The 26,622-nt window shown below is 62.0% G+C and carries 24 protein-coding genes; 6 read left to right on the top strand and 18 right to left on the bottom strand.

Annotated features, from left to right (window positions below; all coding sequences use genetic code 11):
- Window positions 1–33: 33 nt before the first annotated feature.
- Window positions 34–1,095: a GlxA family transcriptional regulator gene (locus ACN0X0_RS09465; protein ID WP_226552872.1), complete on the bottom strand. Its 1,062-nt coding sequence runs from the start codon at window positions 1,093–1,095 to the stop codon at window positions 34–36.
- Window positions 1,096–1,502: 407 nt separating this feature from the next.
- Between ACN0X0_RS09465 and ACN0X0_RS09460 the strand changes: the two genes are divergently transcribed.
- From ACN0X0_RS09460 to ACN0X0_RS09440, 5 genes are all read left to right on the top strand, one after another.
- On the top strand, window positions 1,503–2,252 hold the full coding sequence (locus tag ACN0X0_RS09460; RefSeq protein ID WP_066703658.1) for an electron transfer flavoprotein subunit beta/FixA family protein: 750 nt from the start codon (window positions 1,503–1,505) through the stop codon (window positions 2,250–2,252).
- An 18-nt stretch (window positions 2,253–2,270) separates the two neighbouring features.
- Complete coding sequence (locus ACN0X0_RS09455) at window positions 2,271–3,203, top strand: electron transfer flavoprotein subunit alpha/FixB family protein (protein ID WP_417278952.1); 933 nt, start codon at window positions 2,271–2,273, stop codon at window positions 3,201–3,203.
- A gap of 38 nt (window positions 3,204–3,241) precedes the next feature.
- Window positions 3,242–4,099 (top strand): formyltetrahydrofolate deformylase, encoded by an 858-nt coding sequence (gene purU / locus ACN0X0_RS09450; RefSeq protein WP_417278951.1) that lies wholly within the window; start codon window positions 3,242–3,244, stop codon window positions 4,097–4,099.
- Window positions 4,100–4,160: 61 nt separating this feature from the next.
- The gene (folD, locus tag ACN0X0_RS09445) at window positions 4,161–5,048 is read left to right on the top strand and encodes a bifunctional methylenetetrahydrofolate dehydrogenase/methenyltetrahydrofolate cyclohydrolase FolD (protein WP_417278950.1); all 888 of its coding nucleotides are present in this window, start codon (window positions 4,161–4,163) and stop codon (window positions 5,046–5,048) included.
- Between the two features lie 166 nt (window positions 5,049–5,214).
- Window positions 5,215–7,776, top strand: coding sequence for a GcvT family protein (locus ACN0X0_RS09440; RefSeq protein WP_417278949.1), 2,562 nt, complete (start codon window positions 5,215–5,217; stop codon window positions 7,774–7,776).
- 70 nt (window positions 7,777–7,846) lie between these two features.
- Here the strand turns inward: ACN0X0_RS09440 and ACN0X0_RS09435 are convergent, their stop codons facing one another.
- Window positions 7,847–8,533 carry a CPBP family intramembrane glutamic endopeptidase gene (locus ACN0X0_RS09435; protein WP_417278948.1) on the bottom strand — a complete coding sequence of 229 codons (687 nt, stop codon included), beginning with the start codon at window positions 8,531–8,533 and terminating at the stop codon, window positions 7,847–7,849.
- A 109-nt stretch (window positions 8,534–8,642) separates the two neighbouring features.
- On the bottom strand, window positions 8,643–9,617 hold the full coding sequence (locus ACN0X0_RS09430) for a YeiH family protein (protein WP_417278947.1): 975 nt from the start codon (window positions 9,615–9,617) through the stop codon (window positions 8,643–8,645).
- Window positions 9,618–9,787: 170 nt separating this feature from the next.
- On the opposite strand from ACN0X0_RS09430, the gene ACN0X0_RS09425 reads away from it, so the two are divergent.
- Entirely contained in the window at window positions 9,788–12,073 is a 2,286-nt protein-coding gene (locus ACN0X0_RS09425) for a molybdopterin-dependent oxidoreductase (RefSeq protein WP_417278946.1), read from the top strand.
- Here the strand turns inward: ACN0X0_RS09425 and ACN0X0_RS09420 are convergent.
- The 15 genes from ACN0X0_RS09420 to ACN0X0_RS09350 all read right to left on the bottom strand — a co-directional run bounded on the left by ACN0X0_RS09420 (window position 12,063) and on the right by ACN0X0_RS09350 (window position 26,617).
- On the bottom strand, window positions 12,063–12,938 hold the full coding sequence (locus tag ACN0X0_RS09420) for an amidohydrolase family protein (RefSeq protein WP_417278945.1): 876 nt from the start codon (window positions 12,936–12,938) through the stop codon (window positions 12,063–12,065). The two genes, ACN0X0_RS09425 and ACN0X0_RS09420, sit on opposite strands and share 11 nt — an antisense overlap.
- A gap of 96 nt (window positions 12,939–13,034) precedes the next feature.
- A complete protein-coding gene (locus ACN0X0_RS09415; protein WP_417278944.1) occupies window positions 13,035–14,291 on the bottom strand; it encodes a Tm-1-like ATP-binding domain-containing protein in 1,257 nt (418 codons plus the stop codon).
- A 33-nt stretch (window positions 14,292–14,324) separates the two neighbouring features.
- Window positions 14,325–15,074, bottom strand: a complete 750-nt coding sequence (locus ACN0X0_RS09410; RefSeq protein ID WP_417278943.1) for an SDR family NAD(P)-dependent oxidoreductase — start codon at window positions 15,072–15,074, stop codon at window positions 14,325–14,327.
- Between the two features lie 11 nt (window positions 15,075–15,085).
- Window positions 15,086–15,859, bottom strand: coding sequence for an SDR family NAD(P)-dependent oxidoreductase (locus ACN0X0_RS09405; protein WP_417278942.1), 774 nt, complete (start codon window positions 15,857–15,859; stop codon window positions 15,086–15,088).
- Window positions 15,856–17,874: an acetoacetate--CoA ligase gene (locus ACN0X0_RS09400; RefSeq protein ID WP_417278941.1), complete on the bottom strand. Its 2,019-nt coding sequence runs from the start codon at window positions 17,872–17,874 to the stop codon at window positions 15,856–15,858. The genes ACN0X0_RS09405 and ACN0X0_RS09400 overlap by 4 nt, the downstream gene beginning before the upstream one ends.
- A complete protein-coding gene (locus tag ACN0X0_RS09395) occupies window positions 17,871–18,728 on the bottom strand; it encodes an HAD-IIA family hydrolase (RefSeq protein WP_417278940.1) in 858 nt (285 codons plus the stop codon). The genes ACN0X0_RS09400 and ACN0X0_RS09395 overlap by 4 nt, the downstream gene beginning before the upstream one ends.
- Window positions 18,728–20,191, bottom strand: coding sequence for a hypothetical protein (locus tag ACN0X0_RS09390; protein ID WP_417278939.1), 1,464 nt, complete (start codon window positions 20,189–20,191; stop codon window positions 18,728–18,730). The genes ACN0X0_RS09395 and ACN0X0_RS09390 overlap by 1 nt, the downstream gene beginning before the upstream one ends.
- The gene (locus ACN0X0_RS09385; RefSeq protein ID WP_417278938.1) at window positions 20,188–21,552 is read right to left on the bottom strand and encodes an acetyl-CoA carboxylase biotin carboxylase subunit; all 1,365 of its coding nucleotides are present in this window, start codon (window positions 21,550–21,552) and stop codon (window positions 20,188–20,190) included. Before ACN0X0_RS09385 ends, ACN0X0_RS09390 begins: the two co-directional genes overlap by 4 nt.
- 4 nt (window positions 21,553–21,556) lie before the next feature.
- Complete coding sequence (gene accB / locus ACN0X0_RS09380) at window positions 21,557–22,030, bottom strand: acetyl-CoA carboxylase biotin carboxyl carrier protein (protein WP_417278937.1); 474 nt, start codon at window positions 22,028–22,030, stop codon at window positions 21,557–21,559.
- On the bottom strand, window positions 22,027–22,155 hold the full coding sequence (locus tag ACN0X0_RS09375) for a hypothetical protein (RefSeq protein WP_417278936.1): 129 nt from the start codon (window positions 22,153–22,155) through the stop codon (window positions 22,027–22,029). The genes accB and ACN0X0_RS09375 overlap by 4 nt, the downstream gene beginning before the upstream one ends.
- Window positions 22,156–22,283: 128 nt before the next feature.
- Window positions 22,284–23,141: a helix-turn-helix domain-containing protein gene (locus ACN0X0_RS09370; RefSeq protein WP_417278935.1), complete on the bottom strand. Its 858-nt coding sequence runs from the start codon at window positions 23,139–23,141 to the stop codon at window positions 22,284–22,286.
- The gene (locus ACN0X0_RS09365) at window positions 23,138–24,184 is read right to left on the bottom strand and encodes a branched-chain amino acid ABC transporter permease (RefSeq protein ID WP_417278934.1); all 1,047 of its coding nucleotides are present in this window, start codon (window positions 24,182–24,184) and stop codon (window positions 23,138–23,140) included. The genes ACN0X0_RS09370 and ACN0X0_RS09365 overlap by 4 nt, the downstream gene beginning before the upstream one ends.
- A 44-nt stretch (window positions 24,185–24,228) precedes the next feature.
- Window positions 24,229–25,110, bottom strand: a complete 882-nt coding sequence (locus tag ACN0X0_RS09360; RefSeq protein WP_417278933.1) for a branched-chain amino acid ABC transporter permease — start codon at window positions 25,108–25,110, stop codon at window positions 24,229–24,231.
- Window positions 25,107–25,862, bottom strand: coding sequence for an ABC transporter ATP-binding protein (locus ACN0X0_RS09355; RefSeq protein WP_417278932.1), 756 nt, complete (start codon window positions 25,860–25,862; stop codon window positions 25,107–25,109). The genes ACN0X0_RS09360 and ACN0X0_RS09355 overlap by 4 nt, the downstream gene beginning before the upstream one ends.
- Window positions 25,859–26,617, bottom strand: a complete 759-nt coding sequence (locus ACN0X0_RS09350) for an ABC transporter ATP-binding protein (RefSeq protein WP_417278931.1) — start codon at window positions 26,615–26,617, stop codon at window positions 25,859–25,861. Before ACN0X0_RS09350 ends, ACN0X0_RS09355 begins: the two co-directional genes overlap by 4 nt.
- Window positions 26,618–26,622 lie beyond the last annotated feature (5 nt).

Raw genomic sequence — 26,622 nt, 5'->3', positions numbered from 1 at the left:
AAGAACTTTTGCGACCAGTTTACAGGCAGGAAATTAATCTTCCTGACCGGGAGATGCCCGAAAAGACTGCGGTGTGTCGCCATAACGGCGCCGGAACATGCGGCTCAAATGCGAAGAATCACAGAATCCGGCGTCCACGGCGATCCGTGCGATAGACTTTTGCGACTTCTCGATGAGGTGCTTGGCAAAATTCAGGCGCATGTCGAGAAAGGCCGCCTGCGGCGAGGTGTTCAGCGCCAGACGGAAATGGCGCTCGACCTGACGTTTGCTGTTGCCCATCCGCTGCGCGATGTCCTGCACCGTGATCGGCGTGTCGATATTCTGCTGCATCAACAAGAGCGCGCGCTGCACAATCGGGTCTTGGGTCTTAAGATCGAGCGGCAGACCGGGCTGCGGTTTGTCCTCTTGCAACGCGTCGTCGATGATCATGATGTGCAGGCTCTTGCTGGCCTGCGCGCGCCCCACGTGTTTGTCGACGAGATAGGCCGCGAGATGCGCGGAACTGGCCCCGCCCGAACAGGTCAGACGATCTCTGTCCACCACGAAAATCTGATCCGCGACCGGATTGAGGCCTTCGAATTGTTCAAGGAAATCAGAGTGATGGAACCAGCTCACGCAGCAACGATAGCCATCCAAAAGCCCCGCTTGGTGTAAAAAGAAGGCGCCGGTGCAGACCCCGATCAGCGGGATATTCGCCTCCGCCGCCTGTTGCAGAAAGCGGTGGTAGGCCTGCCCAAGAGACGGTGTTTCATCCATCAAACCGCCGACCACGACAATATAGTCAAAGCGCCGCGGATCGCCCAAACGCTCCTTGGGCTGCACCGTGATGCCACTGCTCGACGCGACCGGGTCCATCGTGTCGGAGAGCACCGTCCAGTCGCATAAAATCGGTCGGCTGCGATCCCCGTCATCGGCGGCCAAGCGCAGCACATCGACGAAATTGGCGAAGGCACAGAGCGTAAACCGGCGCGCAAGGATAAAGCCCACTGACAGGCGCGGGCCTTCACTGCGCGGCTTTTGAGCCCGCAGCGTGGTGCTGCGCGGCAAAGCGGATGAGTCGCGACCGGATGGCTCTCGGGAAGACGGAGTCGTCATCTTTGTCCCTCCAAACAGGAAACCCCAGATATCCTGTCGTAGCGATAATCTTCGATTGACGCAATCATTCTATTTTTCGACGCAAAAGTCGTCATATTGCCCAGCACGATCAGAAATCCGGTCGTCATGACGAGGACGCGAGTCGGGAGACCGACGACAACTCCGAGAGGTCAGGGATCACGAACCGCCATTTTTCATGGCCCGTCGCAAGTTCGCGAGACCCGTTTCGCCTCTCTGTTTCATCCCTCGCCCGGCATCGGAGTTTTGAAGGTAAACCTGGCTGGACCGGGAACGCCACCGGGGGCATCGCTACGGCACCTTGCTCCCTTATCTTGGAAATAATGCAAAGGCCTCGCACCGGGGCCCGTGCCCGGAACCTCACCATTCGGGCCGACAGAGAGGGAAAAATGAAAGTACTCGTTCCTGTAAAGCGGGTGGTCGATTACAACGTGAAAATCCGTGTCAAAGCGGACAATTCCGGTGTCGAACTCGCCAACGTCAAAATGTCCATGAACCCCTTCGACGAGATCGCCGTCGAAGAAGCCGTGCGTCTGAAAGAAGCGGGCAAGGCCGATGAGGTCATCGCCGTTTCCGTGGGCCCCGCTCAGGCGCAAGACGTTCTGCGCACCGCGCTCGCCATGGGCGCCGACCGCGCCATTCTCATCACCGTTGACGGCACCACCGAGCCGCTGACCGTTGCCAAGCTCCTCAAAGGCGTTGCCACTGAGGAAGAGGCCGGTCTCGTGATCCTCGGCAAACAGGCCATCGACGACGACGCCAACCAAACGGGTCAGATGCTCTCTGCCCTCCTCGGTTGGTCGCAAGGCACCTTTGCCTCCGAGGTTGAGCTTGGTGATGGTTCCGCGAAAGTCACCCGTGAAGTGGACGGCGGCCTGCAAGCCATCGAGATCAAACTCCCCGCCGTGGTCACCGCCGACCTGCGTCTCAACGAGCCGCGCTATGCCTCTTTGCCAAACATCATGAAGGCCAAGAAAAAGCCGCTCGATCAAAAGACCCCCGCCGATTACGGCGTGACGGTCGAAAACCGCCTCAACGTGCTGCGTGTCGAAGAGCCCGCACAGCGTGAGGCCGGGATCAAAGTCGCCTCCCCCGCCGAGCTGATCGAAAAGCTCAAAAACGAAGCTGGCGTCATCTAAGCGCAGGGATCTGAACATATGGCTATTCTTCTTTTTGCAGAACATGACAACGCGACCCTGTCCGATCAGACCGCCAAGGCTCTGACCGCAGCGTCCCAAATCGGCGGCGACGTCGACATCCTGATCGCGGGCAAAGACGCCTCTGCCGCCGCTGACGCCGCCGCCAAACTGGCCGGTGTGCGCAAGGTGCTCGTGGCCGAGAGCGATGCGCTGGCCGAGCGTCTCGCCGAAGCCTCCGCAGCGCTGATCGTGTCGCTCGCGGGCGACTATGACACCATCCTGGCGCCTGCCACCACGACCGGCAAAAACGTGCTGCCGCGCGTCGCGGCCCTTTTGGACGTGATGCAGGTCTCCGAGGTGATCGAAGTGGTCTCCGCTGACACCTTCAAACGTCCGATCTATGCGGGCAACGCGATTGAGGTGGTGCAAGCCACCGACGCGACCAAGGTCCTGACCGTCCGCACCGCCGGCTTCGCCGCCGCTGGTGAAGGTGGCTCCGCCGCTGTCACCTCCGTGGACGCGCCCGCTGAGGGCAGCGATCTGTCCAGCTTTGTGCAAAACATCCTGTCCGAGAGCGACCGTCCGGAACTGAACTCTGCGAAGATCATCGTCTCCGGTGGCCGTGCGCTCGGCTCCGAAGAGAAGTTCCAAGAGGTCATCACCCCCTTGGCCGACAAACTCGGTGCCGCCATCGGCGCGTCGCGTGCGGCCGTGGATGCGGGCTATGCCGCCAACGATCTTCAGGTCGGTCAGACCGGCAAAGTCGTGGCGCCGGACCTCTACATCGCCTGCGGCATCTCCGGGGCGATCCAGCACCTTGCCGGGATGAAGGACAGCAAAATCATCGTGGCCATCAACACCGATGCAGATGCGCCGATCTTCCAAGTGGCCGATTACGGCATCGTTGGCGATCTCTTCGAGATCGTGCCTGAGCTTGAGCGTCAACTCTGACGCTCACCCATCAGACATTTATGAACGGAACCAATCCAATGAGCTCCAATTCCTACACCCTGCGCATCGCCTGTGACGACCAGCCGGGCATCGTCTCCGCCGTCACCACCGCCATGGCGTCCCGTGGTGCAAACATCGCCGAATCCAACCAGTTCTGGGACCGCAAGACGAACAAATTCTTCCTGCGCATGTCCTGCCTCTTCCCCGAGACCATCGAGCGCGATGCGATCGAACTGGCGCTGAAACCCTCCGTCGATCGGTTCAACCTGAACCTCAAGATCTCGGACGAGACCCGCAAGCCGAAGATCATCATCATGGTGTCGAAATTCGACCACGCCATGCTGCACCTTCTCTACCAGATCAAAACCGGCTGGCTCGACGCCGAAGTGGTGGCCATCGTGTCCAACCACGAAGACGCCCGCAAAGTCGCCGATCAGGAAGGCATCCCGTTCCACTGCTGGCCGGTGAACAAGGAAAACAAAGCCGAGCAGGAAGAGAAACTTGCCGCTCTGGTTCAGGAAACCGGCGCCGAGCTGGTGATCCTCGCCCGCTACATGCAGGTGATCTCCAACGAATTGTCGACCAAACTCTTCGGCATGATCATCAACATCCACCACTCTTTCCTCCCAAGCTTCAAAGGCGCGAAGCCCTATCACCAGGCTTACGACCGCGGCGTGAAACTCATCGGGGCGACCGCGCACTATGTGACGCCGGACCTCGACGAAGGCCCGATCATCGAGCAGGAAACCGAACGCGTCACCCACACCATGTCCGCCGAGGACTTCGTGGCCACCGGTCGCGACATCGAGTCCCGCGTCCTGGCCCGTGCGGTGAAATACCACCTCGAAGGCCGCGTCATGTTGAACGACCACCGCACCGTCGTCTTCACGCCGTAATTTCCCTGTCCGGAAGGGGGCCAGCCGGTCCCCTTTTCGCTTTTTCTAAGGAGGTGCGTTCATGACCGCACAAATCATCGACGGAAAGGCCTTTGCAGCCGGGCTTGGGGATCGCATCGCCGAGAAAGCCGCCGTCTTCACCGAAAAGTCCGGCCGCGCGCCCGGTCTCGCTGTGGTGTTGGTAGGCTCTGACCCGGCCAGCGAAATCTACGTCCGCTCCAAAGGCCGCATGGCCCGCAAGCTGGGCATGGAGAGCTTTGAGCACACGCTGCCCGAAGACACGACGCAAGAGACCCTCATGGACCTCGTGGCACAATTGAATGCCGACGAGACCGTGGACGGCATCCTCGTCCAACTGCCCCTGCCCCGTCACCTCGACAGCCTGCAAGTGATCGAAGCCATTGATCCCGCCAAGGATGTCGACGGGCTTCACCCGCTGAGCGCTGGCTATCTGGCCTCCGGCCTTCCGGGTCTGGTGTCTTGCACGCCGCTCGGCTGTCTAATGCTTTTGAAAGATCAGCTTGGGTCTCTGTCGGGTCTCGACGCCATTGTCGTGGGTCGGTCGATTTTGGTCGGCAAGCCGATGGCACAGCTTCTGCTCGCAGAAAACTGCACCGTCACCATGGCGCATTCGCGTACGGCGGATCTCCCGGAGAAAGTCGGCAAGGCGGACATCGTGGTCGCCGCTGTCGGTCAGGCCGAGATGGTCAAAGGCGAATGGATCAAAGAGGGTGCGACCGTGATCGACGTAGGCACCAGCCGCGTCATCCGCGATGGAGAGAAGCACCTCGTGGGCGATGTCGACTTTGCCTCCGCCGCGACCCGCGCCCGCGCCATCACCCCGGTTCCGGGGGGCGTCGGTCCGATGACCATCATGACCCTCATGCACAACACGCTGATCGCGGCCTACCGCAGAAAAGGCTATGATGTGCCGGAGCTGGGTGCATGACACCAAGCCGTGATATAGATTACGGCACAGATTCTGGCCGCGCGGGGGGAGATTTCCTCCGCGCGGCTGTCGTCGGTTTCGGGGCCGACCGTTTCCCCCGTAGATCCCGGCGCGCCCTCCCCGCGCCCTCCACAGACAAGCACCTCGAAAAGAAGGATTGAGAGATATGTCTTCGTTCCCCAACAGGGCCAAAGTCGTCATCGTCGGTCTCGGCGGCATCGTCGGCGCCTCCGTGGCACACCACCTCATCGAAAACGGCTGGGATGATATTGTCGGCATCGACAAATCCGCCGTCCCCACCGACATCGGCTCCACCGGCCACGCGTCAGACTTTTGCTTTGCCACCAGCCACGATCTGTTGAGCACGTGGAGCACCATGTACTCGATGGATTTCTACGAGAAGATGGGCCGGTATTCCCGCATCGGCGGCATCGAAGTGTGCCGCAAAGGCGACGAGGACCGTCTGACCGAACTCAAGCGCCGCTGTGACTCCGGTCGTGCCTTCGGCTCCAACGTGAAAATGATCACGGCTGCTGAGGCCAAAGAGAAATTCCCGCTTCTCGAAGAAGACGAGATCGAATGCGCCATGTGGGACCCGGATGCTGGTCTCGTTGTGCCGCGCTCCCAAGCCGTCGCAGGCGAGTTGATCGACGCGGCCGAGAAAACCGGCAAGCTCAAAGTCTTTGCCAACACCCCGGCGCTTGAACTTCTGACCGAGAACGGTCGCGTCACCGGCGTGAAAACCCATCGCGGCACCATCATGGCCGATTACGTTGTGGTCTGTGCCGGTCTCTGGGGCCGTTTGATTGCCGAAATGGCAGGCGAAGACCTCCCGGTGATGCCGGTCGACCACCCGCTGACCTTCTTCGGGCCCTATGATGAATTCGCGGGCACCGGTCTTGAGATTGGCCGTCCGCTTCTGCGCGACCAGGGCAACTCCGCCTATATGCGCGACACCGGCGATCCTTCGACCACCGAGGGTGGCCAGATGGAATGGGGTTACTACTACGAGAAAGACGTGCGCATGGTGCATCCGCGCGACATTCTCGAAAAAGAGCAAGCCCGCCTTGGGCCGTCCATGCGCGACCTGAGCCTCGAGGACGTGATCGAGCCGCTTGAAAAAGCCATGGAACTGACGCCGATCCTCGCGGAACTTGGTTTCAACGAAAGCCATTCCTTCAACGGTCTGCTGCAAACCACCACCGATGGCGGCCCGTCCATGGGCGAAAGCCGCAAACTGCGCGGCCTGTGGTACGCGGTCGCGATCTGGGTCAAAGACGGCCCCGGCATGGGCAAACTCATCGCCGACTGGATGACCAAAGGCCGCACCGATGTCGACCACAATGGCATCGACTACGCGCGTTTCAGCGACTACCAGCTGACCGAAGACTGGATCTGGGGCCGTTGCGAAGAAACTGCCGCGAAAATCTACAACCCGCCAGTCCACCCGCGCGAGCCCTTCGCCAACGGTCGCGGCGTGCGTCGTTCGCCCTTCTACGAGCGCGAAGTTGAACTTGGTGGTTACTTCATGGAGCTTGGTGGCTGGGAACGTGCCCACGGCTACGCGGCCAACGAGCATCTGCTTGAGAAATACGCCGATCAGGTTCCGGTGCGTGAGGCCGAGTGGGACAACCGTCACTTCTGGCGCGTCTCCAACGCCGAACAGCTTGAGATGTCCGCCGATTGCGGCATCATCAACCTGTCGCACTTCCACATGACCGACATTTCGGGGCCCGACCACGTCGAGCTGATGGAATACCTCTGTGCGGCGAAAATCGGTGGCGACAACAACATCGGCAAGGGCATCTACACCCACATGCTCGATGCCGCGGGCATGGTTCGCGCCGACTTCACGGTGTTCCGCATGGAAGACCGCTGCCGCCTCGTGAACGGTGCCGACGCCGGTCCGCGCGATCTCATGTACATGAAGCGCATGGCCGAAGACCGCGGTCTCGACGTGACCATCACCGAGACGACCGAGGACTTCACCACCATCGGCATCTGGGGTCCGAATGCGCGTGAGAACCTGAAAAAGGTTGTCGCCGATCCGGACATGCTGGACATCGAGAACTTCCCCTTTGCGGCGATCAAAACCATCGAGATCGCAGGCAAGAAAGTCTCAGCTTTCCGCATCTCCTATGTGGGTGAACAAGGTTGGGAACTTCACATGCGCTACGAAGACGGCCTCGCCGTTTGGGACGCGCTGCGTGGGACGGGCGTGATGGCCGTGGGTGTCGAAACCTACGCCAACTCCCGTCGTCTGGAGAAATCCCTGCGTCTGCAGAACGCCGATCTGAACACGATGTACAACCTCTATGAGGCCGACCTGTCGCGTCCGAAAGTGAAAGAGGCGGAATTTGTCGGCAAGGACAAGCACCTTGAATACCGTGCCCGCGAACAGCAACCGGCGATGCTCTGCACGCTGGTGATGCTCGAGCACACGGATAAAAACGGTGTGAAACGCTACCCGAACACCACCATGCCGGTGATGGACCCGGAAACGGGTGAAGTTCTGATCGACGAGCTTGGCCGTCGTTCGTTCACCTCTTCGGTGGCTTACGGTCCGACCGTGGGCAAAAACATCGCGCTGGCTTACCTGCCGAAAGAGTATTGTGAAGTGGGCCGCACGCTCCACGTCACCTATCTCGACGAGACCTACCCGGTCGAGGTCGCAGGCGTCGGCTACGCGCCGCTCTATGACCCGGAAAACTCCAAACCGCGCAGCTAAGGCGCGTTATTTCCGGTCACACAAAAGGGGCGCTTCAGGCGCCCCTTTTTCTTTGGCTCAATTTACCGTTTTAAAACGGTCGGACGACATTCCCGGAATAGAAAAACACCCCCATCCCGAGAGTAAAAAGCACATTTCCCGCAATAGCGTGCAGCACCACCGCCAGAGGAAAGGATTTGCGCACCTCATAGGCCCAGGCAAAGACGATCCCGCCCGCAAAGGTCATCACCGCGACGATCCAGTTCCAATACAAAAGATGCGCCAGCGAAAAGAGCGCGGCATTGAGCGTCAACGCCAGCCGCCCCTCCGGCAGGATCGTGCCGTAGCGGCGGAAAAACAGCGGGCGAAACACCACCTCCTGCGGCAGCGCCGACATCAGCGGGTAGAGCAACATGATCATCAGCCAAAGCGACGGGTTCGCGCGGAACAGAGCAAAAATCGCATTGGGCGCGGTGGTGGCCAGAACCGCATAGGAAATACCGGCTGTGATCATTGCGAAGGTGACAAGCGTGAGAGCCGAAAAACTCCCCCGTCCGACCAACAGATCACGCCAGTGAAACCCCGGCGTCAGATGCAAAAGCACAACGCCGAGGACAGTCGAGGCGAAAAGCGCCGGGAACATCGCATTGGGCGGCAGAACCACCGCCACGGCCACCGGCACGGCGATGAAAAGCACGAGGAATTCCAGCCAAAGCAAGGCCCGGCTTGGCGCGGTGGCGCCATCGTGGTCGTCGTCGTTTTCGAGTGTCTCTGTCATGTTTGGGCCCGACGCTATGTACGACAGATCGCGTCGCACCCTCCGCTAGATAGGACAACCTCATGTCTGTGCAATGACATCCACGCGGTTTGCCGCACCAGTTTTGCGCTCAGACCAAAGACACCACCGCAATGGTGAAAAGCACCAGAAACACCGTTTCGCCCACAACCATAACAATCGCCGGACCACCGACGGCAAAGCTCTTGCCCGGAGAGGTCTTGATCCCCACAGCGGCAATCGCGATCAAAAGCGCCCAACTCGACAATTGCGTCAAGACAGATTGCAGGGCTGGCGGAATGACCCCGAACGAATTGAGCACGGCAAAGATCACGAAAGCGATGAGGAACCCGGGCAGAAGCTGCACCTTACCCTGCTCACCGCCCGTCACATGACGCCGCCCGCGCAGCGCCAACAAAAGCACCACGGGGGCGAGCATCGAAACCCGGATGAGCTTGACCAGCACGGCGATCTCGCCCGCCTCATCAGAGACGGAAAATCCCGCGCCGACCACCTGCGCCACATCATGGATCGTGGCGCCGAGGAAGACACCCGACAGCTCAGGATCAAGTCCCAGAAGACTGACCAGCATCGGGTAGAGGATCATCGCCAGCGTCGAGAGGATCGTGACACCCAACACCGTGAAACTCAGATCGCGTTCGCTCGTCTCCCGCGCGGGCAACACGGCGGCAATCGCCATCGCCGCCGAGGCGCCACAGATCGCCACAGAGCCGCCGGTCAACAGGCCGAACTCCGTATCCTTGCCTAAAAGTCGCGCCAGAAGGACGCCGAACCCGATGGTCAGGACCACGCCAGCGATGACACAGATCACAATTCCCGGCCCCAGATCGCGCAGCATCTCCCAACTGATCCGCACGCCCAAAAGCGCGACACCAATGCGCAACACGCTCCGCGCCGTGAAATCAATCCCGGCATGGGTGCGCGGGTCGTCGGACAGAAAATTCATCGCGATGCCCAACAGCAGCGCCATCAACATCGCCGGCGCGCCGTAATGTTCCGACAGGAACTTGGCCGCCACCGCGACCAGAACGGCGACAAGAACCCCTTTGAAATAGTCCCGCATCATGTCAGACCCCATGTGGCCGTCGCGATATGTCTGCGCATCTGCTGTGTCTTTCTCAAAAATATCGTGTCGCAGCTGTCATCCGGACGATCCTGCACAAGGCCCAGAAAATCAACGCCGCGTCGCGCACAACGCATAGCGCAGGGGTTTCAAGCCGTGATAACAGGGACACCATGACAGGATATATTCAAAACGCCAGCCATTGGGGCACCTTCGAAGCGCGCCACACCGAGGGGCATCTTGACGTGCGCCCCGCGCCCAATGACCCGCATCCCTCGCCTATGCTCGATAATATCGACGCCATGGTGCATGGGCCGCAGCGCCTCCGCAAGCCTTTGATCCGGCGCGCCTTTCTGGATGGCGATTTTGAGGCCGCACGCGCCGCGCGCGGCGGCGATGATTTCGTGCCAGCCTCTTGGGAGACGGTGCTGGAAATCACCGCGCGGGAGCTGGCCCGCGTCCGCGACACCCATGGCAATGAAGCAATTTTCGGTGGTTCTTATGGCTGGGCCAGCGCCGGTCGGTTCCACCACGCGCGCACCCAATTGCAACGCTTCCTCGGTCAATTCGGCGGCTATACCGCGCAGGAGCAGAATTACAGCTACGCCACCGCGATCACCTTTTTGCCGCATATTTTGGGCGACATCGACACGGTGCAAGGCCCGGTCAGTTCGCTCGACGGCATTGCCAAACACACCGGGCTGTTGCTGAATTTCGGCGGCATTTCTCCCGGCAATATGCAGGTCGAAGCGGGCGGCATGGGGCAACACAGCGGCTTCGAATGGCTCGCGACCTGTCGCAAAAGCGGCATGGAAATGCTCAACATTTCGCCGACAGATCAGGCGCTTCCCGGTGAGGGCGATCCGATCCCATGGCTGCCGATCCGCCCCGGCACGGACACGGCGCTTTTGCTGGCGATGTGTTACACATTGCTGGACGAGGGCCTCGCCGAGCTCGATTTCGTCGCGCGTTATTGTGTCGGCGGTGCGCAGGTGATGGCCTATCTCCGTGGCGAAAGCGATGGCATCGCAAAGACGCCCGACTGGGCCAGCGCGATCTGCGACATTCCGGCGGAGCGCATCGCCGATCTTGCCAGAAAATGCGCCAAGACGCGGTGTTTTCTCACCATGTCCTGGTCTGTGCAGCGTGCCGACCATGGCGAGCAACCGATGTGGGCGCTGATCACCTTTGCCGCGTTTCTGGGCCAGATCGGCCTGCCCGGTGGCGGCCTGGCAATTGGCCTCTGGTCGCTCAGCGGCATGGGCAATCCGCGCCCGGCGCTGCCGTCCCCTGCGCTGCGGCCCGGCCCGAACCCGGTCAAGACCTGCATCCCCGTGGCGCGGATTTCAGACATGTTGCTGAACCCCGGCAGCACCTATCCGTTCAACGGCGAGACCCGGACCTATCCCGACATTCGTCTGGTCTATTGGTGCGGCGGCAATCCGTTTCACCACCATCAGGACCTCGCCAAACTGACCCGCGCATTTCGACGCCCCGAGGTGGTGATCGTGCAAGAGATCGCCATGACCGCCACCGCGCGCCATGCCGACATCGTCCTGCCCGCGACCACCACTTTGGAGCGCAATGACATTGCCTCCAGCGCCCGCGACCGCTTTATCACCGCCATGTACCGCGTGCTGCCGCCCGTTGGCGAGGCACGCGATGATCATGCGATCTTCGCCGACCTGGCCGCGCGTCTGGGCTTTGCCGACGCCTTCACCGAAGGGCGCGACGAGATGGCGTGGCTGCGCGCGATCTATGAGGCGGCGCGTGAAACGGGCGCGAAACGCGATCTGGGCATGCCCAATTTCAACAGCTTCTGGCGTGACGGCCAAGTCGAACTGCCCGCCCCTAAAGAACCCTACGTGCAATTTTCCGCCTTCCGTGCCGATCCCGAACGCGCGCCGCTAAAGACGCCCAGCGGCAAGATCGAGCTTTATAGCAAAACCATCGCCGCCATGGGCTATGACGATTGCCCCGGCCATGTGACTTGGTTGCCCCCGCGCGAATGGCTTGGGGCTGAGGCGGCGCAAAACGGCCCGGAGGCCCTGCGCCCGCTGCATATGTTGTCGCTGCAACCGGCAACCCGCCTGCATTCCCAGATGGACCCCGGCCCCGTCGGTCAAGCGACAAAGATCCACGGCGCAGAACCTTGTTTGATCCACCCCGAAGACGCCCTGCTGCGCAGCATTCAGGACGGCGATCTGGTCGAGCTGTTCAATGCCCGTGGGCGCTGTTTGGCTGGCGCGCGCCTGTCAGAGCAGGTCATGCGCGGGGTGGTCGTCCTGCCGACCGGCGCGTGGTATCGCCCCGAGGCGCCCGAAGGCCGCGACCTGTCCGGCAATCCGAACACATTGACCGAAGATCGCGGCAGTTCGAAACTGACCCAAGCGCCAATCCCGCAGACCACATTGGTGTCCCTGCGGCGCTATGAAGGTCCAGCGCCGCTTACCCCGTAACCCCCAACAACCGCATCGCATTTTCCTTCAAAATCAAAGGCCGCACCTCGTCGCGGAACTCCGCCTTGTCGAAGGCGTCGAGCCATTTTTCCGGCGCGATCATCGGCCAGTCGGAGCCGAACAACATCTTGTTTTTCAACAAAGTATTCGCGTAACGCACCAGAATGGGCGGGAAGTATTTCGGCGACCAGCCGGAGAGGTCGATGTAGACGTTGGGCTTGTGCGTCGCCACCGACAGAGCCTCTTCCTGCCACGGAAACGACGGGTGCGCGAGGATGATCGGCATGTCGGGAAAATCCACCGCCAGATCGTCCATATACATCGGATTCGAGTACTTGAGCCGCATGCCATTGCCGCCCTTCATCCCCGATCCGACCCCCGTCTGACCGGTGTGAAACAGCGCCGGTTTTCCCGCCTCGGCGATGGCCTCATAGAGCACATAGGCGTTGCGATCGTTGGGGTAAAACCCCTGCATCGTCGGGTGGAATTTAAAGCCCTGAATGCCGTGGTTCTCCACCAGATCGCGGGCCTCACGGGCGCCGATTTTGCCCTTGGCGGGGTCGATGGAGGCGAAAGGAATGAGGATGTCGGAGTGCTTGGCGGCGGCGTCGGCGACCTCGTAATTGTCGTAGCGGCGATAGCCCGTCTCGCGCTCGGCATCGACCGGGAAGATCACCGCGGCGATGTTTTTCTCGCGGTAATGCGCGGCGGTTTGGTCGATGGTCGGCGGATGGGCCCAGGGCGCGTTGAAATATGTCGCCATCGCGGATTGCAGATCGTCATAGCCGTCATCGTGGTGACAGCCACAGGCCTCTTCGGCATGGGTGTGAAAATCAATCGCGCGGACGCTGGAAAAATCTACCATCGGTCTTTCAGTCTGTCGTGTGAGGAATAGGACCGAGCGCAGCGCACCGCGCCCGGTGTGGTCTTTGCAGGTGTGGTCTTTGCAAGGAGGAAGGCGTTACGCCATCGCCGGCACGCGCGTCACCTCGCGCACGGCCGCCAAAAGCGCATCGGCAAAGACCGGATCGTTGATGTGGCCATCAATGCCTTCGACCGGGGCATAATCGCCAAAGGCCTCTTTGCATTGCGCCTCAAACACCGGCGGCAGGTTCGGACGCGGCAGCGGGCCGTCCGGGCTGTCGTGATGCGAAAAGCCTTTGCGCGGCACAAAGAACCGCACCGGACCGGTCGCCCCCTTGATGATCTCGGCCATGTGATCGGCCAGATGCATCAGATCCTCTTCCGTGGTGCGCACGGCCGTGAGCGCGCTGTTGTGGACGTGATAGCCCCGGCCCTCGAACGGCGCGGCGCCGACCGCAAGCTGCGAGGGCATGATGTAGAAATCCACATTGCCGGGGGCAAAGACCACAGGGATGCCCTTTTGCACGGCGGTCGCGGCGCGGTCCGGCCCCACGGCGCACATGCCACCTCGCAGGAAATCATTGATCTCGACCAGAGACATATCGACGACGGCGGCCACATCGCGCTCGGCACAGATGGTCTCAAGCGTCCGCCCGCCATTGCCGGTGGTGTGGAACACCATGACCTCAAAGCCATCGGCCTCAAGCCCCTCGCGCACCCGGCGCGAACAGGCCTCGGTCGTGCCCAAAGTCGAGACGAGAACCAGAGGTTTCTCGCCCGAATGGATCGGCTCATAGCCCTTCGCCATGCCCGCGACAGCCAGCGCGCCGTTGCGGTACACATCGTGGGAAATCGAGTTCAGCCCGGAAATGTCGCAGACCGAATTGAGCATGCAGATGTCTTTGACGCCCACGAAGCCTGCGGTCATGCCGGAGGCCAGCGTCGAGATCATCATCTTCGGCATGCCATAGGGGAAGGCGCGCATCACGGTGGTGCCCATGGTGGTGCCCATCGAGCCGCCGATGGAAAGAATACCGGAGATCGGCGTTTTCTCATGCACGGCCAGCGCGCAGGCCACGGCGCCCTCGATCATCTTGTCGAGAATTTTGCCCTCGTGGTGAATGGCGCGGACCTCGGCCAGCGTTTTGCCGGTCGCGGCGGCGACATCTTCGGGGCCGATCTCGGCGCCGCCCACCACCTTGCGCACGGAGGGGTCGAGATGGATGACATCCACGCCCGCCCCTTCGAGGATCTCGCGGAGGTATTTTGCCTCCTCCTGTTTGGTGTCCTGAGTGACAATCATCAGAACCTTCGGACGCGAGGCGCCCGTCGTTTGTGCGTGATGTTCAGCCATGTTTTCCTCCCTGAACATGTTCATGTTAGCGGATCAATGCGCCGTCTGTCCTCCATCGACGACATGCACTGTTCCATTCGTGAAACTTGCGGCCTCGGAACACAGGTGCAGCACCGTTCCCGAGATCTCGGCGGGATCTGCGGCCCGTCCGATGATGTTGTGTTTGAACATTTCCTCGCGGAAGTCTTCGTCCTCGAGCCAGGCTTCCGTCATCGGCGTCGCCACAAAGCCCGGCGCGATGGCGTTCACCCGAATGCCGCACGTGGCGTATTCGATGGCGGCGGCTTTGGTGAGGCCCACGACCGCATGTTTGGCCGCCACATAGACCGACATCATCGGATCGGCCACGAGCCCCGCGACCGAAGCGGTGTTGACGATGGCGCCCCCGCCCGTGGTCAAAAACTGCGCGATCTGGGCCTGCATACAATGAAACACGCCCTTGAGATCGACCTCCATCACCCGGTCGAACCCGGCGTCCGTGACCTCATGCATCGGCTCAGGTTTCGGCAGGACGCCCGCGTTGTTAAAGGCGGCGTGCAGCCCGCCGTGGTCTTGCACCGCCTTGGACACCGCCGCGCGCACCTGTGCGGCGTCGGTGACATCGCATTGGGCAAATTGTGCCACACCGCCCGCCCCCGTGATTTCGGCCACCACGTCAGCGGCGCGTTTGTCCACGTCCGCGATCAGAACCTTCGCGCCCTCGGAGGCAAAGGCCAGAGCCGTCGCCCGCCCGATGCCGGTCGCGGCACCGCTGATGAAGACGGATTTGTTTTCGAATGTCATCTCATCCTCCCTCAACGTGCCGCGCAGCCGCCGTCGATCACGAGGCTGGTGCCCGTGACGAAATCCGACGCAGAGGAGGCGAGATAGAGCACAGATCCCATGATCTCCTCCGCCTTGGCGGTGCGGCCCATGGGGGTGAACGCGACGGTCGCCTTGGCAAACTCCGGGTCGTTCGGATCGCCAATGGCGGTGTCGAAAAAGCCCGGACAGATCGCGTTCACCTGCACGTTGTCTTTCGCGTACTCCAGACCCAGCTCCCGCGTCAGGTTGACCACCGCACCTTTCGTCGCCGTATAGGCCGGAAGCGGCGCAACGGCTGCCGCCCCCGCAAGCCCCCACATGGAGGCGGTGTTGATCACCTTGCCGCCGCCCGTTTTGAGCATCTCGCGGATCGCAGCACGGTTCACATAGAACACGCCGTCGAGGTTGATCCCGACGGTTTTGTGCCAGTTCGCGCTTTTGTAACCATCCAGCCGCGCGGGCTCCGGATCGGCGATGCCCGCATTGGCGCAGGCGATGTCGAGACGTCCAAAGCGAGAGACACAGGTGGCGATGGCGCCCTCGACGGCGGCCTCATCCGACACATCGCCCGTGACCGTTTCCACTTCGACGCCCGTGAGGCCCTCCGCCGTTGCCTTGAGGCCGTCCGCATTGATGTCGAACAGAACAAGCTTGGCCCCATTGGCGGCCAGCACCTCGGCCATCGCGCGGCCAAGGCCGGAGCCCGCGCCGGTGATAAAGGCCACCTTGTCGGTGACATCGAAAATCTTCTGAGCGGTTGTCATGCGCGTTCCTCCTCGCGTGATTGGGTTTCGCGCCAGTCGGCGGCATAGTCCGCGAACCAGCGCAGGGCGTGGGGATTGCGGGTCGCGCCTTCGCTCGCCACATCCTCCATCGCCGCGCCCAAGAGCAGTTTGCGCACCGGCACTTCCATTTTCTTGCCCGTCAGCGTCAGCGGGATTTCCGGCGCTTGCAAAATCACATCCGGCACATGGCGCGGGCTGCGATCCTTGCGCAGCGTCGTGCGGATCGCGCCGATCAGCTCGTCACTCAGCGCCACGCCCTCGGCCAGCTCCAAAAACAACGGCATGAAATACCCGCCCTGCCCGTCCTCGACACAGACGATGAGGCTGTCCTTGACGCCCTCGAAACTGTCGACGGTGCGGTAAATCTCCGCCGAGCCGATGCGCACGCCAAAGCGGTTGAGCGTCGCGTCCGAGCGCCCGTGCACCAAACACGTGCCATCCTCATGGAATACCACCCGGTCGCCATGGGTCCAGACCCCGGGGAAGCGCTCGAAATAGCTCGACCGGTAGCGCGCATTGCCCTCGTCCCCCCAAAAGAACAGCGGCATCGAGGGCATCGGTTTGCGGATCACCAATTCGCCGACCTCGTCGGTGAGCGGCTCTCCCGCCTCGGAAAAGGCCTGCGCATCGGTGGCGAGGCCGCGCGACTGGATCACGCCCGCGCGCACCGGCTGGATCGGGGCACCGGCGAGAATGCCGGAACAGAACTCCGTGCCACCCGATTGCGAGGTGACCCAGAGATCGGATTTGACGTTGGCGTAGACCCACTCAAAGACCTCCGGCGTGGCGGGCGAGCCGACCAGCATGACGGATTGCAGGGCTGAAAGATCAAAGCGCTCTTTCGGCACGATGCCTTGCTGTTTGACGATTTGCAAAAACGTCGGGTTGGTGCCGAAGACAGTGGCGCCAGTGGTCTCGGCCAGTTCAAAGAGCGAGGTGATTTCGGGGAAGGCCGGGTGCCCGTCATAGAGCACGGCGGACGCGCCCATGAGCGGCCCCCACATCAGCGTGTTCCACATCATCCAACCGGTGGTGGAATAGAAAAACAGCGTATCAGAAGGCTTCAGATCGAAATGCACCGCCGCGGATTTCAGGTGTTCGACCACGATGCCATGATGCCCATGCACGATGGGTTTCGGCAGGCCGGTTGTGCCCGAGGAGAACAGCACCCAAAGCGGATGATCGGAGGCCACGCGGGTGTAGGTGAAGGCCTCGCGCGCCACCTCCGCGCCGGAGAGCATGTCGTCCCACGTGTGGATATTGCCACCAAACGCCGGAGCCTTGGCCGCCGTCGGTTGGTAATCAAGCATCACCAGATCGCGCGCCTCGGGCAGCGCCGCGAGGATCATCGCGAGGTCCTCGGTGCGGTCGAAATCCTTGCCGCCGTAGCGATAGCCATTGGCCGCGAACACCAGTTTCGGCGCGATCTGACCGAAGCGGTCAATCACCGTCTGCGCGCCGAACTCGGGCGCAGCAGAGGACCATGTGGCGCCAATGGACGTGGTCGCGAGCATGGCGATCACCGCCTCCGGGATGTTGGGCATATAAGCGGCGACGCAATCGCCCTCGCCGAGGCCCATGCCGCGCAGTTTGGTCGCCAGTTTGCGCACAGCGGCACCGACCTCACCCCAGCTCATCGTCGCATGAGGCCGCAACTCGGACGAGTGATGCAGCATCACGCGGGCCGGGTCGCCCGCTTCTTCGAGCCGCAGCACATGTTCGGCGTAGTTGAGCTTGGTGCCGGTGAACCAGCGCGTGTCGGGCATCGGATCGGCGCTCATGACTTCGGCCATCTCACCATCATGGATCACATCAAAATAAGCCCAAAGATGTCGCCAAAAGGCCTCTGGTTCGTCAATCGACCATGCAAGCATGGCATCGTAATCATCGAAGGCCAGACCTTGCTTCGCCAGCCACCCCAAGAGTTTCGTGGCATTGGCTGCGGCATGACGGGCCGCCGGCGCGGTCCAGAGAATATCGGTCTGCGTGGTCATGTCAGGCTCTCCTCTTGCGCAAAGAGCCAGTCCTGCGCGTCGAATTCTTCAAGGTTTTTCAAAACGATGTCGGCGCGCCAGTCGGGCGGGGCAGCAAGGAAATCGTGGCGCTGTGCGATCCCGGTGGTGACGCCCACGGTGATGGCGCCCCCGACCCGGCCCATGCGAATTTCAAGTTTCGGATCGTCGCCGATCACCACCATGTTGCGTGCGGCGACGCCGGTTTGCTCGGCGATCATCTCAAGCCCCCAAGGCGCGGGTTTCCCGATCACCGTGGGCTCAACGCCGCTGGTGTGGGCGATCATCGCCCCGACCGAGCCGGAGACGCCCAACACACGGCCCTTGGCTCCCGCGAAATAGGGGGCGTCCGAGACGGAATAGGGCATCGCGCCGTCCCAGACCGCTTCGACCATGGAGGTGAGCTGCGCGAGGTTGAAATCCCGCGCCCAGCCGACCAGAACGGCATCCACATCACGCGCCTCGTCTCCGGTCTCTTCTCCGGCGAGTACCACATCAAACCCCGCCTGACGCATCGGCTCCACCGTGCCTTCGGCGCCCAGAACCATCACACGTTTGTGCCCGGTCTGGTGCAGATGATGCGCCGCGACACTGGCGGGCGTCATCACGCGGCCCTCGTCCAACACGATCCCGGCATCGGCCAGACGCGGGTAATAATGCTCCGGCGTGAAAAACGTCCCGTTGGTGTAGGCCCAGACATCCATGCCCGCCTCGCGACAAATCTCCATCGCGCGGATCGCACCGGGCAAAGCCTCATAGGTGCCTTTCGCCTTGTCCATCATCGCCAGCGTGCCGTCGATGTCGAAGACCGCGACATTCAGAGAACGACCGTCCATCAGCGGCCTCCTTTCAGTTCAAGAGTGAGACCGGGTTTGGACAATTTCACCTCCCCCAAATCGCGCCGCGCCGTCAACTCGCGGATCAGATCGACCGTGGGTCGGGTTTTCGGGTCATAGCCCCGGCGCGCGGGTCCGGCGGCCTTCATGGCGTCGACCTGATCGGCGGGCATCACGGCGCGGAGCAGGAATTCCTCATCCGACAGGTCCTTGCCGATCTTGGCGCGCAGCTCGTCGAGCGAGGCCATATGCGGCTCTTCGGTCAGTTCTTTCGCGCGTTTCGAGCTTTTGATCCGGTCCTCCAACGCGCTGTCCATCGGCATCGCCGGTTGCCCGAAGCGCCCCAAAGCGTAGCGCACCACCTCGTCGGGGATGGTCGCATAGCGCTCGCCGCCGATGACGTTCAAAAGCGCCTGCGTGCCGACCACCTGCGAAAACGGCGTGACCATGATCGGATAGCCCAGATCGGCGCGGACGCGTTCGACCTCTTCGAGCACCTGCGGCAAAAGATGCAGGCGTTTGGTCTCCGAGAGTTGCCGTTTCAGCGTCCCCATCATGCCGCCGGGCATCTGGTGGCGGAAATAGCTGCGGTCGAATTCCTGCGGCTGACCGTGGCTCAGCCCCTCGGCCTGCGCCAGAGCGCTGAAATAAGTGTCGATCTCGGCGATGGCCTCATTATCCACATCGACGCGCACCCCCATGTCGCGCAGGTTGCGCAACGTCGAGGCGACGGCGGGTTGCGACGTCCCGTTGGCCGCCGCCGCCGATGCCGTGTGCAGGCAATCAACGCCCTGCCCCGCGGACTCCAGATAGGAGAACTGCGCCAGCGCGATGGTCGAATGCGAATGAAATTCCAAAGGCATCTGACCGACCGCCTTGCGCAGCGCCGGGAACAGCGTCGCGGCACGCTCGGCGGAGACAAGCCCGCCGGGATCTTTGAGGTAAAGCCGGTCAAACTTGCCGGAGTTCGCCAGCGCCTCGGCAGCTTTGGCGAAATGCGCATCGTCATGCAGCGGCGAGAGCGTAAAGGTCAGCGCCGCGACGATGCTTTCCCCCCCGGCCTTGCGCGTCAGATCGGCCATGGTGGTCATGGCAGAGATGTTGTTCATCGGGTCCATGACGGCAAACCGCCGGATGCCGCGATTGACCAGGAGACGGAAGGCAAATTCCATCAACTCATGACTGGCGACCTCCCAAGAGATGAACCGCATCCCCGTCGTCAAAAACGACAGCGGCGTCTCCGGCATGGCCTCGCGCATCAGGGACAGACGCTCCCAAGGGTCTTCTTTGGTGAACCGCACGGCGACGGCCATATGGGTCGAGGTCGAGAAATCAATCGCCTCATAGCCGACGCGGTCCATGACCGGCGCGATTTGCAGCATCTGCGCGGTATCGAGGCCGGTGGCGCCCCAGAGGCTCTGGTTGCCGTCGCGCAGCGTGGTATCGATCAGGGACAGGCTCATTGGCAGACCTCCGCGCCATGGATTTCAAGGAAACGCGGCAGGTAGGTCGTATCGACCCCACCGGCGCGGAATTCATCCTCGGAGAGGATCGCGTGGTGCAGCTGCGCGTTGGTTTTGACGCCTTCGAGCACACAGACATCGAGCGCCCTGAGCATCCGGTCCATCGCCTCTTCGCGGGTCGCGGCATGGACGATCAACTTGGCAATCATGGAATCGTAATAGGGCGAGATCATCGCGCCGGGCATCATATGGGTGTCGACCCGAAGGCCCTCCATCGGCGGGAACCACGCCATGGTGACGCGTCCCGGTGCGGGGCGAAACTCATGGGCGAGGTCTTCGGCATTGAGACGACATTCGATGGCATGGCCGGTGAGCCGAATGTCGTCTTGCGTGAGTGTCAGAGGTTTGCCCTCAGCCACCGCAATTTGCTGCGCCACGAGATCGAGGCCGGAGATCATTTCCGTCACCGGATGTTCGACCTGAATCCGGGCGTTCATTTCGAGAAAATAAAAGCTCTGCCGCTCCATATCGACGAGGAATTCGACGGTGCCGAGCGAGCGATAGTCAAGGTGACGCGCGAATTTCACCGCCGCCGCCAAAAGCCCGTCTCTGAGCGCCTTCGGCAGTTCCGGCGCGGGGGCTTCCTCGATCACCTTTTGATAGCGGCGCTGCACCGAACAATCGCGTTCGCCGACGTGCAAAACCGTTTCGCCATCGGAGAGAATTTGCACCTCGACATGGCGACCGACCGTCACGAACCGTTCGAGATAAACCCGCCCGTCGCCAAAGGCCGCGGCCGCCTCGGAGGTCGCGAGATCAAGCTGGCTTTCCAGATCTTCCATCCGGTCGACCCGTTTCATCCCGCGTCCGCCACCGCCGGAGACGGCTTTGATCAGCAAGGGAAATCCGATTTCTTCGGCGATCTTTCGGGCGTCCTCCACGGTCTCCGCCGCGCCGCCCGGCACCAGCGGCACCTGGGCGGCTTCGGCATGACTGCGCGCGGTAAGTTTGTCGCCCACGGCATCGAGATGCGGCAGGTCAGGACCGATGAAGATGATGCCCTCCTCAGCGCAGGCTTCGGCCAGCGCTCGGTTCTCAGAGAGAAAGCCGTAGCCCGGATGGATGGCGTCACAGCCCGTACCCTTCGCGGCCTCCACAACAGTGCCGACAGAGAGATAGCTTTCCGTGGCCCGCGCGGGCCCCAGACAGACAGCGCGGGTGGCCAATTTTGCGCCCAACGTGTCGCGATCCGCCTCCGAGACGCCCAGCACAGTTTCGATGCCCAAAGCGCGGCAGGTCTTGATCACACGCACGGCGATCTCGCCGCGGTTGGCGATGAAAATTCGTTTGATCGGGGTCATCGTTTCACTCCGGCTGAACGGAGATCAGCGCCTGACCATGTTCGACCAGCACGCCGTCTTCGGCATGGATCGCGGTGACGATGCCGGCCACATCGGCGGTCACCGAATTCATCAGCTTCATCACCTCGATAATGCCGATCACCGTGTCCGGCTCGACACGATCGCCAACTTTGACGAAAGGCTCAGCGCCCGGTTTGGGCGCGGAATAATAGGTGCCCAAAAGCGGCGCGGGCACTTCGGAACCGCCTCCCGAGGCGACGACAGGGGCCGCGACCGGGGTGGTTTCAGAGGATTCTGGAGCGGTTGCGACTTGCGGCGCAGGGGCCTCGGACACAGGCGCGGCAGCCCCGGATGGACCCGCCCCACGACGGCGCAGCTCGATCTTCGTGTCACCGATCTCAAGGCGCAGCTCGTCGAAATCGGACTGATCGACCAGCGCGAGAATGTCGTTGATGTCTTGTCGTGTCAGCGCGCTCATGCCCCGGCCTCCGTCACAAAACGGGCGTTCAGGCACAGCGTGGCCATGCACGCAAATTGCGTGTTCAATGCGGTCATTCGGTCATCCTCCCAATCGAGACCCGCGTTGTGCGATGTGCGTTTCACAGCGGGTCTTCTTACAGTTTGAGGCTAGGCGCTGTGCCCCGCCCCATCAATCGCGTGCGGCCAAAGTTTCACCCTGTGAAATTTTTATGGCCTGACGTTTCTCACGGTGAAATTTTCACGCTGAAACCTTATGGCGCGATTTTCTTCTGGCCCGCGCTTTGCTGCGTAAAGCTGTTCTGGGCCTCCATCAGGCCTTCGGATATCTCACGCGCCGCCTCTTGCAACGGGCCGACGAAGCGTTCGATGGCCTGGGCACGTGGCAGCACTTTTTTGGCCCATGTGATATTGATCGCGCCGACGGTGGAATAGCCGACGACAATCGGCACACCGACGGAATCGCGGCCGTCATCATGGCTGGCGCGGCCCTCGTCATAAGAGCCGCCGAAATCGGCATCGCGCAGGCCAAAGCCTTGCTCACGCGTAATGGCGATGGCCTCGGCGACCATCTCCGGCACGGCGGCCATGAGATCGCCCTTGCGGCCAGTGCGGCGCAGCGCATCGAGGATTGCCTCGCGTTTGGCGTCCTCGCAATAGGCGATGTAGGCGCGCCCCGTGGCGGAGCGCAACATATTGATCTTAAACCCCAAAGGCCCGAGGGGGATGTGGTGGAAATAGCTGCGCGGCGTGTTGGCCTCAATCACCTCCATACAGGTGAGACGCGGCGCCGCCAGAACAGAGGGCCACTTCACCTCGCCCGTCAGCGCCTCAAGAACCGGCGAGGCGACCTCGACCAGACGGGTTTCGCGGTCAACCCGATTGGCCAGTTCCGAGAGCGAATAGGACGGGATGTAATGGTCGTCCAAAATGCGTTGCCAGATCATGCCGCGCTCGGCCAAGGTTTTCAGGATGCGCAAGAGCGAGGCCTTCGGAATGCCCGACATGCGGTGCAGATCGTGCAGGCTGACGGCGCCCGCGGCCTGGATGAGTTGCAACACCTCCAGCCCGCGCGCGAGCGATTCAATGGATTTCACCTGAACCTGTTTCACCCGTCCGCGCTCCATCCCGATCCTGCCCCGCTCTTCTTGGTCTCAGGCGCCTCAAGATGCCGCCCGACCATCACCAAAGACAGGCCATGCCGCGATTTGAGATAGCCCCAGATGCCCTGTGGAAATCCAAGCGCCATGACGATGGCCGAGGCCCCGAGCACCAGAAGATACCAGACACCGTAGCCGCCCAGAAAGGTTTCGAGGAGGAAAAAAACCACGGCGCCCAAAATCGCACCTTCAAAGGTGCCGATGCCGCCGACGATGACCATGAAAATCGTATAGGCCATCCATTGCACGGAGAAATAGGCTTTGGGCTGAAAGCTCACATTGCCCGCGAGCCAAAGCGCACCGGCAAGCGCCGCGCCGAAGGCCGCAAAGACAAAGATCACCTGTTTGGTGCGGACCACATTGACGCCCACGGAATGCGCCGCCGCCTCGTCATCGCGGATCGCTTGAAGCGCCGCCCCGATGCGCGAGCGCAGCAAAAGGAACATGGCGGAGATCACAGCGACGGCGGAGACCAGCGCCATGAGGTAGATCACAAGATTGCGGGTCTCGGCGGGCACGGCATTGAGCGCGATGAGCGACACGCCGGTCTCGCCCTGAATAAGCGGATCGAGATTGACGAGGAGGTGAAACAGGGTGGCGAGCACCCACATGCCGATGGCAAATTCGCCCTCCTTAAGCCGCAGCATGACGAAACTCACCGGAAGCGCGATGGCCCCCACGACGAGGGCCGCGACAACGAGCGAGGGAAAGACCGGGAGCCCCGCATCCGAGAGCCGAATGGTGACATAGGCCCCTAGGCCGAAGAAGCCCTGTTGCCCGACAGACACCTGCCCGGCATAGCCCGCCAGCGCGTTCCAAGTTACGGCCAAGAGGATGTAGACAAAGAGCGCCACCGCCCGGTCCATAAAGGCCGCGCCGGTGACCGCCGGGGCCAGCGCCAAGGCAGCAACGGCGACGGCAAAGATGAGCACGGTGAGCTTGGCCCGCGGTGTCCAGCGGCGGACGCGGTAGGCGGGGGTGGGTGTATCAGCCATGTGCGAGAACTCCGTGGAGGCAGAGGAAAAAGGAGAGGAGAGGCTCATACCGAAGCCCTCCGCAACTTGGGCAGGCGCAGCGTGCCGAATTGCAGACGCAGGAACAGCGCCGCGAAGAACACGAGATGCCCGCCGATGAGAAAGCCTTGGGTGTGAATGGTCGCGCCCAAGGTCTGGGCGAGGCCCAAGGTGATGCCGCCAAAGAGCGTGCCGCGCACGGAGGTCGACCCACCGATGACGGCCGCCTGAAAGGCAAACAAAAGCTGGGTGACACCGGCGTAGGGCGTGAACGTCGTGCGCATGCCAAGCGCCGCCCCCGCAACGCCGATGGCGACAAAGGCCAGCGCCGAGGCAATGGTGCGGGCGCGCCGGGCATCGACGCCCACAAGCCCCGCCGTGTCCGGATCTGTCGCGGTGGCCCGGATCGCCCGGCCCAAAGGCGTGCGCGCGATCAACAGCGTCAGCCCGGTCAAAAGCCCGACTGCGGCCAAGAGGATATAGACCGAGACCTTGCCCACCCAGAGCCCGCCGATCTCCCAAGACGCCCAGGCGAGATCGCCCAGAGCATTGGCCAGCGTGCGCGTGTTGGCGCCCCAGATTTGAAAGATCAGATTGTCGATCACCACCGAAAGCCCAAAGGTCGCCAGCACCGACAAAAGCTGTCCGCCCTTTTGCACCGGCTCGAATATCAACCGATCCACCAGCGCGCCGATCACGGCCATGATCGGCAAGACGGCCAGCACCGCAAGCCAGACATTGATCCCCAGACTGTCGGTCATCGCCAAGACGAGATAGGCCGCCAGCACGGCAAAAGAGCCATGCGCGAGATTGATGATCCCCATGATGGAATAGAGAAACGCGAGGCCCACGGCCAAAAGCGCATAGTAGCCGCCCAGAAGGACGCCCTGTAGCAAAATATCGATCATGTCATGGCTCCCATGGCAGGATTGGTATGGTCTTCAGACCCCTGTGCTCCGGGCGGAAGACCGAAATATGCACCGATGATCTCCTCGCGGGAGAGGCTGTCAGCGCGGCCTTCGAGGACGATCTCGCCCTCGAGCATACAAATCACCCGATCCGCCACCGACATGGCGCGGCCGAGATCCTGTTCGACGACAATGACACCGGTGCCCGAGGCGCGCAGCTCCGGCAGAACGGCATAGACGCGGTCGACGATGGCCGGAGACAGGCCCAGAGAGACCTCATCGAGCATGATGACATCGGGGTTGCTCACCAGCGCCCGGCCAATGGCCACCGCCTGTTGTTCACCGCCCGAGAGATGCGTGCAGGCGGAATAACGTCGCTTGTTCAGATTGTCGAAAACCTCGAAAACCCGCTCCGGCGTCCAATCTCCGGGCCGCCCGACCTGTGCGCCGAGACAGAGGTTTTCCCAAACGTTCATCTGGCTGAAGAGCTTACGCCCCTCGGGCACCAGAGCCAGACCGCGCTGCACCCGTTTGTGGGCGTCGCATCCGGTGAGGTCTTCGCCCTTGAGCGTGACCCTGCCGCCTTGGTCCTGATGGGCGCCGGCGATGGAGCGCAAGAGCGTGGATTTGCCCGCGCCATTGGCGCCGACCAAAGCCACCACTTCGCCCGGCGCGACGGCAAAGGACACGCCTTTGACGGCGGTCAAAAGCCCGTGGCAGGCCGTCAGATCGGAAATTTCAAGAACGCTCATGTCACCCCCTGCCCCAGATAGGCTTCCATCACAGCCGGATCGCGCATCACCGCTTGTGGCTCGCCATCGGCGATGATCCGGCCCATATCCATGCAGATCAGCCGCTCGGAGACCTGCAACAGCACATGCACGATGTGTTCGATCCAGACGATGGCACAGCCCGAAGCGCGGATTTCTCGGATGATCTCAACGAGCACCTCGGCCTCGGCATCCGTCAGCCCGCCGCCCACCTCGTCCAACAGGATCACACGCGGCGAGGTCGCCAGAGCGCGCGCCATTTCCAGACGTTTGCGATCCAAAAGCCCGAGCCGATCCGCCTGCGTGTTGGCCAGCGGCAACATCCGGCAAAGCTTGAGCGCGTCATATGCCAACGCATCGGCATCGCCATTTTCAGGCCCGCCAAAACTCGCCGCCAGACGGGCGTTTTCGAACACCGTCAGCCCCCCGAAGGGTCGCGGGATTTGATGCGTGCGCACCACGCCGCGCTGACACATGATCTCGGCGGGGGTGCCGGTCACGTCGGTCCCATCGAGCAAAATCGTCCCGGTCGAGGGCGCGAAAGCCCCTGTGAGCGCGGCGAGAAAGGTCGATTTTCCCGCCCCGTTGGGACCGACAATGCCCACCGCCTCGCCCGCCCTGAGATCGAAACTCACCTGCGAGAGCGCATGCACCGCACCAAAGGATTTGCCGAGCCCGGACACGGAGAGGATGGGAGGCGCAGACTGCGCCCCCTCTGTCGTCATAGACTGTGTCATCCCGC

This window comes from Celeribacter sp., from assembly GCF_048270365.1.
GTDB lineage: Bacteria > Pseudomonadota > Alphaproteobacteria > Rhodobacterales > Rhodobacteraceae > Celeribacter.
Note: the sequence above shows the minus strand (reverse complement) of the source record. Positions and strands in the feature narration are given on the sequence as shown.

Excerpts from the sequence above, each read along its gene's own strand:
- ACN0X0_RS09465 (WP_226552872.1), bottom strand. The coding sequence starts at position 1,095 with ATGACGACTCCGTCTTCCCGAGAGCCATCCGGTCGCGACTCATCCGCT.
- ACN0X0_RS09460 (WP_066703658.1), top strand. The coding sequence starts at position 1,503 with ATGAAAGTACTCGTTCCTGTAAAGCGGGTGGTCGATTACAACGTGAAA.
- ACN0X0_RS09455 (WP_417278952.1), top strand. The coding sequence starts at position 2,271 with ATGGCTATTCTTCTTTTTGCAGAACATGACAACGCGACCCTGTCCGAT.
- purU (WP_417278951.1), top strand. The coding sequence starts at position 3,242 with ATGAGCTCCAATTCCTACACCCTGCGCATCGCCTGTGACGACCAGCCG.
- folD (WP_417278950.1), top strand. The coding sequence starts at position 4,161 with ATGACCGCACAAATCATCGACGGAAAGGCCTTTGCAGCCGGGCTTGGG.
- ACN0X0_RS09440 (WP_417278949.1), top strand. The coding sequence starts at position 5,215 with ATGTCTTCGTTCCCCAACAGGGCCAAAGTCGTCATCGTCGGTCTCGGC.
- ACN0X0_RS09435 (WP_417278948.1), bottom strand. The coding sequence starts at position 8,533 with ATGACAGAGACACTCGAAAACGACGACGACCACGATGGCGCCACCGCG.
- ACN0X0_RS09430 (WP_417278947.1), bottom strand. The coding sequence starts at position 9,617 with ATGATGCGGGACTATTTCAAAGGGGTTCTTGTCGCCGTTCTGGTCGCG.
- ACN0X0_RS09425 (WP_417278946.1), top strand. The coding sequence starts at position 9,788 with ATGACAGGATATATTCAAAACGCCAGCCATTGGGGCACCTTCGAAGCG.
- ACN0X0_RS09420 (WP_417278945.1), bottom strand. The coding sequence starts at position 12,938 with ATGGTAGATTTTTCCAGCGTCCGCGCGATTGATTTTCACACCCATGCC.
- ACN0X0_RS09415 (WP_417278944.1), bottom strand. The coding sequence starts at position 14,291 with ATGGCTGAACATCACGCACAAACGACGGGCGCCTCGCGTCCGAAGGTT.
- ACN0X0_RS09410 (WP_417278943.1), bottom strand. The coding sequence starts at position 15,074 with ATGACATTCGAAAACAAATCCGTCTTCATCAGCGGTGCCGCGACCGGC.
- ACN0X0_RS09405 (WP_417278942.1), bottom strand. The coding sequence starts at position 15,859 with ATGACAACCGCTCAGAAGATTTTCGATGTCACCGACAAGGTGGCCTTT.
- ACN0X0_RS09400 (WP_417278941.1), bottom strand. The coding sequence starts at position 17,874 with ATGACCACGCAGACCGATATTCTCTGGACCGCGCCGGCGGCCCGTCAT.
- ACN0X0_RS09395 (WP_417278940.1), bottom strand. The coding sequence starts at position 18,728 with ATGGACGGTCGTTCTCTGAATGTCGCGGTCTTCGACATCGACGGCACG.
- ACN0X0_RS09390 (WP_417278939.1), bottom strand. The coding sequence starts at position 20,191 with ATGAGCCTGTCCCTGATCGATACCACGCTGCGCGACGGCAACCAGAGC.
- ACN0X0_RS09385 (WP_417278938.1), bottom strand. The coding sequence starts at position 21,552 with ATGACCCCGATCAAACGAATTTTCATCGCCAACCGCGGCGAGATCGCC.
- accB (WP_417278937.1), bottom strand. The coding sequence starts at position 22,030 with ATGAGCGCGCTGACACGACAAGACATCAACGACATTCTCGCGCTGGTC.
- ACN0X0_RS09365 (WP_417278934.1), bottom strand. The coding sequence starts at position 24,184 with ATGGCTGATACACCCACCCCCGCCTACCGCGTCCGCCGCTGGACACCG.
- ACN0X0_RS09360 (WP_417278933.1), bottom strand. The coding sequence starts at position 25,110 with ATGATCGATATTTTGCTACAGGGCGTCCTTCTGGGCGGCTACTATGCG.
- ACN0X0_RS09355 (WP_417278932.1), bottom strand. The coding sequence starts at position 25,862 with ATGAGCGTTCTTGAAATTTCCGATCTGACGGCCTGCCACGGGCTTTTG.
- ACN0X0_RS09350 (WP_417278931.1), bottom strand. The coding sequence starts at position 26,617 with ATGACACAGTCTATGACGACAGAGGGGGCGCAGTCTGCGCCTCCCATC.